A 12,895-nucleotide genomic window follows, 5' to 3' on the forward strand; every position below is an offset into this window, starting at 1 on the left:
CAGCGACGGATCAGGGTTCGACGATATTGTTGCGCACCGCATAGCGCACCAGTTCCGCCGTCGTCCCCAGCTTCAGCTTGTGCATCGCCGCCGCACGATGGGTCTCGACCGTCTTCACGCTGATATCGAGCAGATGGGCGATCTGCTTGTTGATCTTCCCTTCCGCGATCAACTGGACGATCTCACGCTCGCGCGGGGTTAGCGTCGCGACATTGCTGCCGGCCACGCTGCTCTTCACATAATGGTCGAGCAGGGTTTCGGAGATCGCTGCCGAGAAATAGGGCTTGCGCAGCGAAAGCGCCTCGACCGCCGACTGCAGATGCTGCCCGCTGTCCGACTTGAGCACATAGCCGCGCGCGCCCGCACGCAGCACCTCGACCAGCAGATCCTCCCGATCATGCATGGTGTAGATCAATATTTCGATCCGCGGGAATTCCTGCTTGAGCGCGCGGGTCAGTTCCAGCCCGTTCATCAGCGGCAGCGAATAATCCAGGATCGCGATGTCCGGCTGGGTATCGCGCGCCGCCTTCAGCGCGTCATGCCCGTCCGATGCCTCGGCGACGATCTGCCAGCGATCCTGGGTTTCGAGGAAAGTCCGAACCCCCTGGCGCAAGGCCTGATGATCGTCGGCAATCAATATCCGCGTCAATGGCTTGCTCATCCCTTACCCCTGTCCACTCCCGATGGCGCCCATGATGAGCCTGCCTATCTTTGCGGCCCGCCCGCCTGAAACAATGGGGGTTTTCCCCCGCATCGGCCGATATTGCCCCGACAGCGCGCAAAGCCGCCAATATCCGCCTTTCCGTCGTGGCAAGCACGGGGCCTGGCAGCGGAAAATCTGCCATGTCCCGCTTTGCTTGGCGAGAGGAAAGCATGGTTATCGTGCATTTTCCTGATCTTAGCATCGATCACAGGGTTTTCTGCGATGCGAGCGTCCCCCAACTGGATCGGGGATTATCCCGATGGCCCCACCCGCCGCGCCGATGGATGATGGCACCGGGCTTCATGGCCTTCAGGGAAAATGGGGACAGATGATGCGCAATGTGAAGACCTGCCTGTTGGGCGCTATCCTGCCGCTGGCGGGTGCGATCAGCACCCCGGCCCAGGCCGTCGAGGGCGCCGCCAGCCTCTATGTTCCCGGCACCGGCGGCCCCGCGACCGCCGTGATGCCCCCGCTGGAGGGTGTCTATTTCGACGACACCATCTACATCTACAATGGCAGTGCGAGCGCAAGCAAGGAATTCGTCGTCGGCGGCAATGTCGTCGCCGGCCTCGATGCAACGATCGTCGCCGACTTCCTGACGACGCTGGTCGTGCCCTCCACCAACATCCTGGGCGGCACCCTGTCCATGGGCGTGACCGTGCCGGTCGGCGCGCCGATGATCGATGCCAATGCCGTCGTCACCGGCCCGTTCGGCAATCTGCGCAGCCTCAACGTCCATGATTCAGCGCTCGTCGTCGGCGATCCGGTGTTCAACACCATGCTCGGCTGGAAGGCAGGCAAGCTCCACATCCAGGCCAGTAGCATGGTCAACATCCCGGTCGGCCATTATCGCGAGGACCAACTGGCCAATCTGGCGCTGCATCGCTGGGCGGTCGACACATCGCTGGCGCTCAGCCTGCATGATGATGAGAGTGGCTGGGATCTGACCGGCAAGGCCGGCGTCACCTTCAACGGCAAGAATGACTATACGGAATATGACAGCGGCAACGAGTTCCACCTCGAAGGATCGGTGGAAAAGGCGCTGTCGAAGAAATTCTCCATCGGCGCCCAGGGCTATTGGCTCAAGCAGATCAGCGATGACAAGAGCAGTGGCGCCCTGCTCGGTGCCTTCCGGGGTGAGGTGGTCGGCGTCGGCGGCACGGCCGCGCTCAACGTCGTGATGGGCCGCTCGCCCGCGACCTTCCGCCTGCGCGCCTTCAAGGAACTCGACGCCACCAACCGCCTGAAGGGCGAGGCCTTCTTCCTCAGCCTCACCCTGCCGCTCTACATGAAGATGCCCCCGCAATAGCGCCGGGGCATCCCCTCTATAGCTGCCGCAGCGCCCTTGCGGGCCGCACCGACATCAGCGGGATCGATCCGGCGAGGCCAATCCCCAGCGTCAGCACCGCTCCGCCCGCCAGCGTCGTCAGCACCACGCCCCAGTCGGGCGCCCAGCCAAAGCTGAAGAGCTGCACCACAACATACCAGGCGGCCGCCCCGCCCAGCAGCAGCGCGACCAGCGCCAGCAATCCGGCCAGCACGCCATATTCCAGCGCCTGCGCCCCCAATATCTGGCCGCGCGTGGCGCCCAGCAGCTTCAGCACCACGCTGTCATAGCTGCGGCTCTGCCGCCCGGCCGCGATCGCGCCGATCAGCACCGCGACACCCGCCAGCACCGTCACCGATGCCGCCGCCAGGATCGCGCCGGACATCTGGTCCAGCAGGCCCGACACCTGGCTGATCACCTGCCCCACCTCGATCACCGACGCGCCGGGGAAGCTCGCCAGCAGCGCGCTCGTCACCGCCTGCTCCTGCCATTTGTCCGGCAGGCTGATCGTCGCGGTCAGGCTGTGCGGCGCCGACGCCAGCGTGCTGGGCGAAAAGACCATCACATAGTTGAAGCCCATCGTGTCCCAGTTGATCTTGCGCAGCGACGCGACCCGCGCCTCGATCTCGCGGCCAAGGATCGACACGGTGATGCGATCGCCGACCCAGATGTCCAGCGCCCTGGCCTGGTCGGCGTCCAGCGACACCAGCGGCGGCCCGACATAATCGCGCGACCACCAGCGTCCCTCCACGATCTCGCTCCCCTCGGGCAGGGCGGCGCTATAGGTGACGCCGCGCTCGCCGCGCAGGATCCACGCCCCTTCCGGCTTTTCCTTCAGGTCGGCGACGCGCTTGCCCGAATAGCCGGTCACCGTGCCGCGCAGGATCGGCACGACATTCAGCTTCGCCGCCGGCACGCGCCTGGCCATCAGCGCACGAAACTGCGCCTCCGCCCCGGCCGGCATGTCGAGTATGAACAGGTTTGGCGCCTGTTTCGGCACGGTCCGGCCGATCTCCGCCTGGATGCTGGTCTGGATCGCCGCCAGCGTGACGAACAGGGTCAGTGCCAGCCCCAGTGCCACCGTCAACGCCGCCGTCTGCGCGCCGGGCCGATGGAGGTTGGCGAGCGCCAGCCGCAGCAGCGGCCGCCGCGCATGGGGCATGCGCCGCGCCAGCCATCGTATCCCCTGCCCCATCGCCAGCAGCAGCAACAGGGTCGCTATGATCGCGCCCAGCATGGCCGCGGCGAACATCGGCGTGCGCGCCGTCAGCAGTACGACGGCGACCAGCAGCGCGATCGCCCCGCCGACCAGCGCCAGCGTGCGCCGGTCGATCCGTCGCCGCCCGTCGACCAGGGTGCGCAGGATCGCCGCCACCGGCTCGGTCCGCGCACGGGCGAGCGGCGGCAGGGTGAAGATCAGCGCGATCAGCAGGCCATAGGCGGCGCTCGTCACCAGAGGCAACGGATAGAGATGGAAGCCCGGCGACACCGGCAGCATGTCGCCCGCCGCCCAGACCAGCAGGGGCGGCGACAGCGCGCCCGCCACCAGCCCGGCCAATATGGCCAACCCTGCAACCACCCCGATCTGGAGCAGGTAGATGCGCTGGATATCGGTCGATGTCGCCCCCAGAACCTTGAAGGTCGCCAGCGCACCGCGCTTGATCGCCAGATAGGACGCGACGCCATTGCTGACGCCTATCCCGGCGATCGCCAGTGCAGCCAGGCCGATCAGCGACAGGAACTGGCCCATATTCTCGATGAAACGGTTGGTGCCCGGCGCTGCCCGCTCGCGGTCCTTAAATTCCCAGCCCTGCTCGACATAGCGCTTCTCCAGCCGCTCGCGCAGTGCCTGCGCATCCGCTCCGGCGGGCAGGCGCAGCCGATATTTGGCGCGGTAGAGGCTGCCCGGCTGGATCAGCCCGGTGCGGTCCAGCCCGTCCATCGACACGATCGCCACCGGCCCCAGAGTAAAGCCTTCGCCCACCCGGTCCGGCTCGTCGGCGATGATGGCGGCCACGGTGAAATCGGCCGTGCCATAGCGCAGCGCGTCACCGACGCCGATCGCCATCCGCTCCGCCAGGGCCGGGCTGATCAGGATGTGGTCGGCGGTCAGCGGCGCATAGCGGCCACGCTGCAGCGCCAGCGTGCCATAGAGCGGATAGGCATCGTCCACGCCTTTCAGCTCGGTCAGCAGCGGCGCCGCCTCGCGCCCGCCGCTCTTGTGGACCATCGCGCGCAGCCGCACCGTCTCGCTCATCCGGCCCAGCCGCGCGATCGCCTGCCGGTCGCGCGCGTCCATCACCCGCTGGGTCATGGCGATCTCGACATCGCCGCCCAGGATCATCTGTCCCCGCGCCGAAATCTCGCCGGTGATCGCGCTGGTCAGGCTGCCGATCGCCGCCAGCGTCATCACGCCCAGGAACAGGCAGACGAACAGCAGCCGCAAGCCGCGGAACCCGGCATGCAGGTCGCGCCGCGCGATCCGCCAGCTTGCCCCCCACCCCAATGTCGTCACGCGGCGACCTCGCCGCTCAACTGGCCGTCGCGCATCTCGACAGTTCGGTCGCACCGCGCCGCCAACGCCGGATCATGGGTGATGATCAGCAGGGTCGCGCCGCTCGCCTGTTGCCGGGCGAACAGCAGGTCGATGATCGCCGTGCCGGTCGCCTGGTCCAGATTGCCGGTGGGTTCGTCGGCGAACAATATCGCCGGATCGGGCGCCATGGCCCGTGCGATCGCCACGCGTTGCTGCTCGCCGCCCGACAGCTGGGCGGGATAATGGGACAGGCGATGGCCCAGACCCACCGCCTTCAATTCCTGCGCCGCCCGCTCGAACGGATCGGCCAGCCCCGCCAGTTCCAGCGGCACGGCGACATTTTCCAGCGCCGTCATCGTCGGCAACAGGTGAAAGGATTGCAGGATGATGCCGATCCGCCCGCGTCGCGCCCGCGCCAGCCCATCTTCGTCCAGCGAGCGATAATTGACGCCTGCCACGCTGACCGTGCCGCCGCTCGCCTGTTCCAGCCCCGACAGGATCGCCATCAGCGATGACTTGCCCGATCCCGAGGCGCCCAATATCGCCAGGCTCTCGCCCCGGCGAATATCCAGGTCGATGCCCTTCAATATCTGCGTGTTGCCGAGCGAGAGGGTGACATTGCGCGCCTGGATCGCGATATGGGGGGCATCGATGGTCGCATGCATGAAGAAGGAAGGCTCCTTGGCGAACGGTTTCCGGCTATATGGGTTCTCGCTGCTGCTTGTCCAACTGCTCGCCGCCTGTTCTCCAACGAAGGAGCAGGCGCTTGCCCCCGCCGACAATGGCGCCGCGAACATGACAGCGAAGGCGACACAGCCAATCGCCGATGGCAAGCTGGTCGTTGTCTTCGGCGACAGCCTCTATGCCGGCTATAATCTTCAGCAGGATCAGGGCTTTGCACCCATCCTTGAACAAGCCCTGTCAAAACAGGGGGTCAAGGCCCATGTCGTCAATGCCGGCGTGTCGGGCGACACCAGCGCGGACGGCCTCGCCCGCCTCGCCTTCGGTCTCGACGGCCTGCCGCGCAAGCCAGACCTGGTCCTCGTGGGCCTGGGTGGCAACGACATGCTGCGCGGCCTCAGCCCGCAGGCGACCCGAACCAATATCGACGCCATCCTGACCGAACTTGCCAAGCGCGGCATTCCGGCGATGCTGACCGGCATGATGGCCTCGCCCAACATGGGGCCGGACTATGCCGCCGCCTTCAACCCCATCTACCCCGACCTGGCAAAGAAGCATGGCGTGCCGCTCTACCCCTTCTTCCTCGACGGCGTGATTGGTGAGCGAAGCCTGCTGCTGCCCGACGGCATCCACCCCAACCCGCAAGGCGTCCAGCGCATCACCGCCAAGGTCGCACCATTGGTGGCCAGGCAGTTGGGGGACTAGGCGGCGGGAGAAAATCGGCGCCCGTCAAAATGGCGGGGATGGGTGGTGTGCGGCCATCTCATCACCGTCATGCTGAACTTGTTTCAGCATCCATCAGGCCCAACAGGCCATAGCTCGAATGAGAGAAATGGACCCTGAAACAAGTTGGCATTTATCCCCTTTGGACATGTAGGGGCAAATCTAGTATCTCACCGTCGCGCCGAAGGGGAATCGGCGTGATGGGGGGGGTATGGGAATGCGCTCTACATTCAGGGCTGCAACAAGCGGCGTTGCCGCTGTGTTTTTGTTGCCACTCGCGTTCGATGGCATCAGCGAGCGAATATGGAAAGACCCCACGGCGGTGGTAACGTGGGCGCAAAGTATATTCGGCGAGAGCGGCTTCTATTGGCTGGTTTTTGCGACATGCGGGCTATGTTTGGGCGCATGGCTAGATGTGGTATTCGATCGTTTGGACCGGGCGAGATACGCGGAACTTTTAGGCGACATAGATCGCTTTCAGGCCGAAGTTTTGCAAAACGGCACTGGTTCAAATGACCGCACAATGATGCTGCTATCTCAAGCAGCCGCTATTGAACGCCAGCTTGAACAGCACGGTATAGCGGCATTTGACTGCGCTAAGGGCACCAACAAACCTACTACCGTTTATAAATGCGCTATGGTTTATCAGCAAATCGCCCCGTTTCTGAGGGCGGGAAACCGGACAAGAGCGTCTAAAATCGTGGGTGAATTCAACTCTCTCGAAAAGGAGAGTGAAAACAACATCGGAAAATTTGAAGTAGGCGAACGAACATGACCGGAAATCTAAATGACCGCTTCGACCGCCTCTTAAGGCGCATGGCCAACGGCCAGCCCCCTGTCAGCGCGGGAAAGAAACCATCATCCGATCAAGCATCAGGTGAGGCGCCTGACGCATGTTGTAGCGATATTCAAACTCCCCCAGATACTTCGGGAGATGCTTCCCGCTGACGTGAATGTGGGTGCCGTTAATCCCGCGCTTTAGCTGCGCCCAGAAGCCTTCTACCGAATTTACGCCCTTGCCGCACGGTGTCGCATATTCCTTCGCCTTGTGGCTGACGGTCATGTGGCGATAGCCGTTCAGGCTCAAATCCTTGTAGCCGCCGAATTCGTCCGTATTGACGGTCGTGCCGGGCAGGACATGGGCGTTGATGAGGCTGTGCATAGCGGCCTTGTTACGGGCAGGAACAACGCGGGTAATCAATTCCCCGCCGCGCTCCATCATGCCGACGACCGTGGTCTTGTTGCCCTTATAGCCCGAACCCATACCAGAGACGGAACCGCCGATCAGCGTTTCGTCAATCTCAACAGTTTCGCCAACACCGCCCAAGGGGTCATCGCTATCCATCGAACCCATATATTCGCGGATCATGTGGCACATGCGCCATGCCGTCTTGTAGGTCACGCCTAGCTGGCGCTCGACCTCCTTAGCCGCCACGCCGTTCCGCGACGCGCAGAACTGGAACATGACAAAGAACCAGTCGCGCAGCGGCGTGCGGGTGCGATCGAAAGGGGTGCCAGCGGTCGGATAGACCTGATACGCACACCACTGGCACTGATAGGAGCGACGACCATTTACGCGCGAGAACTTAGCCGAGCGACCGCAGCTAGGGCAGTCGAAATCCGTGCCGTAGCGAACCTGAAACAGGTGGTCCAAGCAACTATCCTCAGTCGGAAAGCGGTCCTGAAACTGGCGCAGCGTGGGCGATTTCGTTTTCATACATATTGTATGCCCCATCCCCTTACATGTTTCAAGGGGATAAATGCCAAACAAGTTCAGGGTGACGATGAAGGTTAGGGCTGCTCTTGGTCGTTTCCTGCCCACCCAAATTTGCCCTCACGGCCCCGCTAGATCAACCCTCGCACGATCCAACCCGGCAGCGTCGCGATCGCCAGCAAGGTCCCCAGTGGCACCCGGCTCTGCCCCTGCACCGCCCGGCCCAGCGCCAGCGCGACCAGCGCCCCCGCCAGCCCCAGCGACGCGGCGATCAGCAGGATGAAGGGCAGCGCCTGCCAGCCCAGCCAGGCGCCGATCGCGCCGAGCAGCTTGGCGTCGCCCAGCCCCAGCCCCTCGCGCCCGCGCAGCGCGCGATAGCCAAGCGCGATCGCCATCAGCCCCAGATAGCCCGCCGCCGCGCCGATCACCCGGTCGACCAGCGCGACGTCGGTGGTCCACAGCCCCAGGGTAAAGCCGAAGAAGGCCAGCGGCAGGGTCAGCGCATCGGGCAGCCAGAAATGGCGCCAGTCCAGCAGCGCCAGGGTCAGCAGCATCCAGCCGAGCAGCGCCCAGCCGATCCCGCCCAGATCCGGCACGAAGCCCAGCGCCAGCGCGCCGATGATGGCGCAGCCCGCCTCCACCCGACCATGGAGCGGATCGATCGCCGCGCCGCAGGTCCGGCATCGCCCACGCTGCACCAGCGCGCTCAGCATCGGCACCAGGTCGATCGGCCCCAGTAGCCGGCCACAACCGTCGCAGGCCGACCGGCCGCGCATCACGCCCCGCCCCTGCGGCCAGCGCAGGATCAGGGTGGCAAGGAAACTGCCCGCGATCGCACCCGCGACCGCGCCGACCAGGGCCGCCCAGGGATCGATCACAACGTCCCTTCGACCTTCAGCACATAGGCGTTGCCGACCGTGGCGAAGCCCGCTTGGCCCAGTGTCCCGGCCAACGCCGGGTCGGCGGTTTCCACCCGCATTTCCGCAGTATAGCGGCCCGACCGCCAGATACGCAGATTGATCTTCTCCATGCCCGACTGGCTGACCAGCGGCAGCAGCAGCGCGTCACCATCGCAGGCGACCGTGCCCGACAGCCCCTGCGACAGGTTCAGCCCGGCAATCTGCGTCGCCATCCGCGCCCGCACCCGGCCTTCGGCATGGCCGCAGACATCGCCGCGATAATAGCCGCTGACATCCTCCATCATCAGCCCGCTGACCGGCAGTGGTGCGAAGGTGCGGCCGAGCGGCACCGAACCGGTCACGTCATCGATGCCGATCCGGTCGAGCCCGACAGTCAGCGCGCCTTGGATATCGTCGGGCTGGCCGCGATGCCGGACAATGTCGAACCGCGCCCGGCCGACCAGCAGCGATAGCGGCGACAGGCCGGCGCGCACAGACCCCATCGGCATCTCGCCCAGCATCAGCTGGTCGATCCGCCCGCTCCACACGCTGCCGCGTATCTCGCGCGCGGCCAGACCCAGCCGGTCAAGCTGCGCCAGCCCCAATGCGACGCGCATCGGAATGAAGAGGATCAGGCCGAATATGAACAGCGCGATCAGGATGATGCGCATCCGGCGCGACAGGATCAGCCCCTTCATTGGCCACCTCCGCGCACCAGCACCGCCTGCACGGACACGCTGCCCGCCGTCGGCGAGGGCCGCGCACTCATCGTCTCGATGCGAAGTCCCTGCGCCTCCAGCCCCGCGATCCAGCTCATCATCGCCACCGGTCGGACCGAGGCGATGGCGATTTCCATCCGATCATTGCCCTGCGGCTGCGCCCGTTCCAGCGTCAGCCCCGCCTCGCCCGCGCTCTGGCCGACAAACTGCTCGATCGGGATGGCCGGGCCGGTCGGCGCGGGCCTGCGCGGCAGATGTTTCAGCAGTTTCACCTTGGCGCGGATCGCCGCATTGCGATCGGTCGCCTCGCGCAGGGCATCGCGGGCGGAAACCTGCGCATGGGTCAGCGGCCGGGCCACGCCCAGCCACAATATCACCACCGCCAGCAGCGCGAACATCACGCCCAGCATCCATTGCTCGCGCGGCGACCGCTCGATCCAATAGGCTTTCATCCTGTCCATCATGACCGCACCGTAATATCTGCCAGCGTGCGCCCGCCCGGATCCTGGGATGGGGTCGCCGTGATCGTGTAACCGGCCGCCTGCAGCGCCAGCAGCACGATGTTGATGTCATCCGCCTTGGCGGCGGCCAGCGTCGCGCGCAGCATGCCGTCGGGATCGCGCGACAGCGACGTCAGCGACACGCCCGGCGCATCCTGCATCGCGCTCATCAGGCCGGCGACCGGCGCGGTGAAGGCATAGGCGCCGGCCCCGCGCGCGGCGAGTTGCCGGTCCATCTCCGCTTCGACCTGCATCACGTCACTCGCCTCCGGCAACACCTGCCGCGCCAGCGCCAGGCTCTCGCCATCGACCTGGCTGGCGGCGACATTCTGCCGCACCAGGGTCACCAGGCTGATGAGCAGGCTGGCCAGCAGGATCAGGCCGCACCAGATCGCGATCCGGCCCAGCGCCCGCGTATCGATCTGCCGCCGCACCCGCTTGGCGAAATCGCCCTGGCGCAGGTCGATCGGCGGCGCGTCGAGCGCCGCAACTAGCCGCGCTTCGATCTCGTCCGCCGCAACATCCCGCACCGGCGCGTCGCCGATCAGTTCGGGCAGCGCCATGTCGCCGGTCAGCGCCATGTCCGCGCCGCGCAGCACCTGCGCCCCGCCAATCATTCCGGATATGAAACCAACCTCATTTGCCGGCAACAGCAGCGCCGCCGGCACGATGATGTCCGGGTCCAGCCCATGATGCTGCGCCCAGAGCAGCCAATGCTGCATGTCGCTGCGCGCCGCGACCGCCACGATATGCGGGCGGGCGGGATCGTCATTCTCGTCGGCGGCGGCGAACAACTGGTCGGACGGCAGGATGCCGCCGGCCAGCACGCCGAGCCGCGCCGCCGCCCGCCCCTGCCGCGCGGGCAGGTCGGGGTGGGACACCCAGTGCAGCGCGACCAGCGCGGCCGGCGGCACCAGCATCACCCGCGCCTTGTCGGGCAGCGTGGCAAGGCCACAGGCGGCCAGCCAGTTGGCACCGGCCCCACGCTGGACGATCGCACCATCCACCACCCGCATCCATGTCGGCGCGTCCTCCGCCCCCTCAGGCAGCGCAATGATCAGGGCATCGGCCGAACTCATGCGCCCGCCCCCCAATCGCGCCGCACCAGCCGGATCGGCGGTTGCCGGGCATCAATCAGCCCGCGCTCCACCACTTGCGTTCCCCCTACATTCACCGACACGTCCACTCTGAAAAATCCCGTCGTCAACTTGACCTGCTCGGCCACCTCGGTGAGCGGGCTGAGCCCGACCAGAGAGGGTGCCTGCCAGAATTGCGGTATGCTGCCGTAGCCTTCCGCCGGCCGTTGCGCCAGCAATTGCCGTGCCTGCACCACGCTCAGCTGCCCCGGCAGCAGCATCGCGAACAAGGGCGCCTGATCGGGCAGCAAGGTGTTGATATTGATCGGCGACATGTCCGATACCGGCAGCGCGCAGACCCACGGCCGGACCAGATCATAGACCGCCGGCGTGATGCCGTTCACCGCCCGCAGCTCGCTGGCGTCGACCATGAAGCGGTTGGCGGTGCGATAGGGCCGCGCCGCGCGGGCATAGGTCTCGTCCTCGGCGCCGCCCGGCTGGGGCACGCTGTCGGTGTCGATCCAGTCGGCGAGCGAGGCGGCGGCGACCTGCGCCTGGCGCACATCGACGCCCAGCGCCTGCAACAGCGCCTGAAACTGTGAAACCGCCACCGGCCGCACCTTCAGGCTGTTCTCATTATTGCCGGCGACCACGCTGTTGAGGTTGAAGCAGTTGCTGCCGTCGGTCACGCGCGCCGTCGCCATGCCGCCGGGCACCGGGATCGCCTGTGGCGTGCCCATCCAGTTGCCCGCAAGCGTCGTCTTGCCGGGGCTGGCCGCGACCAGATCGCCGATCTTGAGGCGCGCGATCACCATGCCGGCATCGGCAAAGGCCCGCCCCTGATCGACCGCGCCGCCATTGCCGGTCATCCGCGTCGCCAGCGCCACCCGCTCCAGCGCCGTGGCCGCCACCACCGCCATCACCGCGACCAGCAGCAATACGGTCAGCAGCGCGGCGCCGCACTCTTCGGGCCGGTTGGGATCAGGCCGCCGCATTGGACGCCTCCTGATCGTCAAGCGGCGCTTCCTTGGGACCGGGCGCCACCAGGAAGCGCAGCGTGACCGGCGGCTCGCCGGTGCGCTTGACCACCATCTCCACCGCGCGCGGCATCAGGTCGGGCTGGCCCGGCGTCCAGTCCTCGCGCCACTTGCCCTCTACGTCGCGGAAGCGCAGCGTCACCTCCTCGACATGGTCGAGCAGCGCCGCCGGCTCGTCGCCCGCCGCGCCGTCGATCTGGGCATAGCCGCGCCGTTCCAGCCGGCCCTGCCGCACCCAATATTCCACCTTCTGCAAGGACGGCCGGGGCAGGTCGCCCAGATTATCCCATCCGCCGCGCACGAACTGCATCACCGGCTGTTCCTCGCCGTCGCGATGCGCCCAGAAGGCTGGCGCCAGCGTCCCCGCCTCGGTGCGGCTGATGCGCGGCACCGCCTGGCCAAGATCGGCCGACAACGCGCCCGCGGCCCGCTGGATCGCCGCCATGTCATCCAGCCGCGCCTTGACCTGCGCCTGCGCCGACACGCTGTTGCCCAGCAGCAGCACGCCCGCCGCCGCCAGCATCGCAAAAATCATCAGCGCGACGAGCAGCTCGATCAGCGTGAAGCCGTGTTCGGCGGAACGCCTCAAAGACGTGAAGCCTTGTTCACCCTGTGGCTTCTCCGGCCTCATCACTCCACCTCCCGCAGGAAGCTGAGCACCACAGGCGAGGCGCCCGGCTGGCCATCGACCACCAGATCGACCTGCAACAGGCGCTTGTCCTCGGTCGCCTTGACGGTGCGGGTCCAGTGCCAGCGGCGACCGCCATTCTCGACCTCGCCATCCTCCTCGCCAACCGAGGGCGGGGCCACATCGCTCTGCACCTCGACCATCAGGTTGCGGGCGACGATCTGGCCCAACGCCTTGCTGTCGAGATCGGCGGCGGTGCGCAGCGTCACCCCCTGCAACCGCACCAGCGCCAAAGCCGCCAGGCTGAACACCGCCAGCGCAACCAGCATTTCGAGCAGCGTGAAGCCGTGTT

Annotated in this window: 14 protein-coding genes; 3 read left to right on the plus strand and 11 right to left on the minus strand. The window is 66.2% G+C overall.

The annotated features are described in order from the left end of the window. Positions 1-10 precede the first annotated feature (10 nt). Entirely contained in the window at positions 11-661 is a 651-nt protein-coding gene (locus VHN57_RS11030; RefSeq protein WP_004207433.1) for a response regulator, read from the minus strand. A gap of 301 nt (positions 662-962) precedes the next feature. On the opposite strand from VHN57_RS11030, the gene VHN57_RS11035 reads away from it, so the two are divergent. After that, entirely contained in the window at positions 963-2,012 is a 1,050-nt protein-coding gene (locus VHN57_RS11035; RefSeq protein WP_423283832.1) for a SphA family protein, read from the plus strand. Positions 2,013-2,028: 16 nt separating this feature from the next. On the opposite strand, the gene VHN57_RS11040 is transcribed toward VHN57_RS11035, so the two are convergent. Together VHN57_RS11040 and VHN57_RS11045 are read right to left on the minus strand one after the other, a co-directional pair. After that, positions 2,029-4,545: an ABC transporter permease gene (locus tag VHN57_RS11040; protein WP_423283834.1), complete on the minus strand. Its 2,517-nt coding sequence runs from the start codon at positions 4,543-4,545 to the stop codon at positions 2,029-2,031. Then, positions 4,542-5,231, minus strand: coding sequence for an ABC transporter ATP-binding protein (locus tag VHN57_RS11045; RefSeq protein WP_037512998.1), 690 nt, complete (start codon positions 5,229-5,231; stop codon positions 4,542-4,544). Before VHN57_RS11045 ends, VHN57_RS11040 begins: the two co-directional genes overlap by 4 nt. Between VHN57_RS11045 and VHN57_RS11050 the strand changes: the two genes are divergently transcribed. Continuing rightward, entirely contained in the window at positions 5,230-5,952 is a 723-nt protein-coding gene (locus VHN57_RS11050; RefSeq protein ID WP_423283836.1) for an arylesterase, read from the plus strand. The genes VHN57_RS11045 and VHN57_RS11050 overlap by 2 nt on opposite strands. Before the next feature lie 235 nt (positions 5,953-6,187). Beyond that, entirely contained in the window at positions 6,188-6,745 is a 558-nt protein-coding gene (locus VHN57_RS11055) for a hypothetical protein (RefSeq protein WP_423283838.1), read from the plus strand. Positions 6,746-6,808: 63 nt separating this feature from the next. Here VHN57_RS11055 and VHN57_RS11060 read toward each other — a convergent pair whose 3' ends face one another. The 8 genes from VHN57_RS11060 to gspI all read right to left on the minus strand — a co-directional run bounded on the left by VHN57_RS11060 (position 6,809) and on the right by gspI (position 12,872). After that, a complete protein-coding gene (locus VHN57_RS11060; protein ID WP_278987717.1) occupies positions 6,809-7,687 on the minus strand; it encodes an IS1595 family transposase in 879 nt (292 codons plus the stop codon). A 128-nt stretch (positions 7,688-7,815) separates the two neighbouring features. Further along, the gene (locus VHN57_RS11065; protein ID WP_278987719.1) at positions 7,816-8,562 is read right to left on the minus strand and encodes a prepilin peptidase; all 747 of its coding nucleotides are present in this window, start codon (positions 8,560-8,562) and stop codon (positions 7,816-7,818) included. Beyond that, positions 8,559-9,281: a type II secretion system protein N gene (gspN, locus tag VHN57_RS11070; RefSeq protein ID WP_278987721.1), complete on the minus strand. Its 723-nt coding sequence runs from the start codon at positions 9,279-9,281 to the stop codon at positions 8,559-8,561. Before gspN ends, VHN57_RS11065 begins: the two co-directional genes overlap by 4 nt. Next, a complete protein-coding gene (locus tag VHN57_RS11075) occupies positions 9,278-9,766 on the minus strand; it encodes a type II secretion system protein M (protein ID WP_278987723.1) in 489 nt (162 codons plus the stop codon). Before VHN57_RS11075 ends, gspN begins: the two co-directional genes overlap by 4 nt. Continuing rightward, positions 9,763-10,881 carry a type II secretion system protein GspL gene (gene gspL / locus VHN57_RS11080; protein ID WP_278987725.1) on the minus strand — a complete coding sequence of 373 codons (1,119 nt, stop codon included), beginning with the start codon at positions 10,879-10,881 and terminating at the stop codon, positions 9,763-9,765. Before gspL ends, VHN57_RS11075 begins: the two co-directional genes overlap by 4 nt. Then, complete coding sequence (gspK, locus tag VHN57_RS11085) at positions 10,878-11,873, minus strand: type II secretion system minor pseudopilin GspK (protein ID WP_278987727.1); 996 nt, start codon at positions 11,871-11,873, stop codon at positions 10,878-10,880. Before gspK ends, gspL begins: the two co-directional genes overlap by 4 nt. Continuing rightward, on the minus strand, positions 11,860-12,546 hold the full coding sequence (gene gspJ, locus VHN57_RS11090; RefSeq protein ID WP_423283841.1) for a type II secretion system minor pseudopilin GspJ: 687 nt from the start codon (positions 12,544-12,546) through the stop codon (positions 11,860-11,862). The genes gspK and gspJ overlap by 14 nt, the downstream gene beginning before the upstream one ends. Further along, on the minus strand, positions 12,546-12,872 hold the full coding sequence (gspI, locus tag VHN57_RS11095) for a type II secretion system minor pseudopilin GspI (protein WP_037520367.1): 327 nt from the start codon (positions 12,870-12,872) through the stop codon (positions 12,546-12,548). The genes gspJ and gspI overlap by 1 nt, the downstream gene beginning before the upstream one ends. Positions 12,873-12,895: the final 23 nt, after the last annotated feature.

The organism is Sphingobium salicis subsp. salicis (assembly GCF_049472635.1).
In the GTDB taxonomy this organism is placed as follows: Bacteria; Pseudomonadota; Alphaproteobacteria; order Sphingomonadales; family Sphingomonadaceae; genus Sphingobium; species Sphingobium yanoikuyae_A.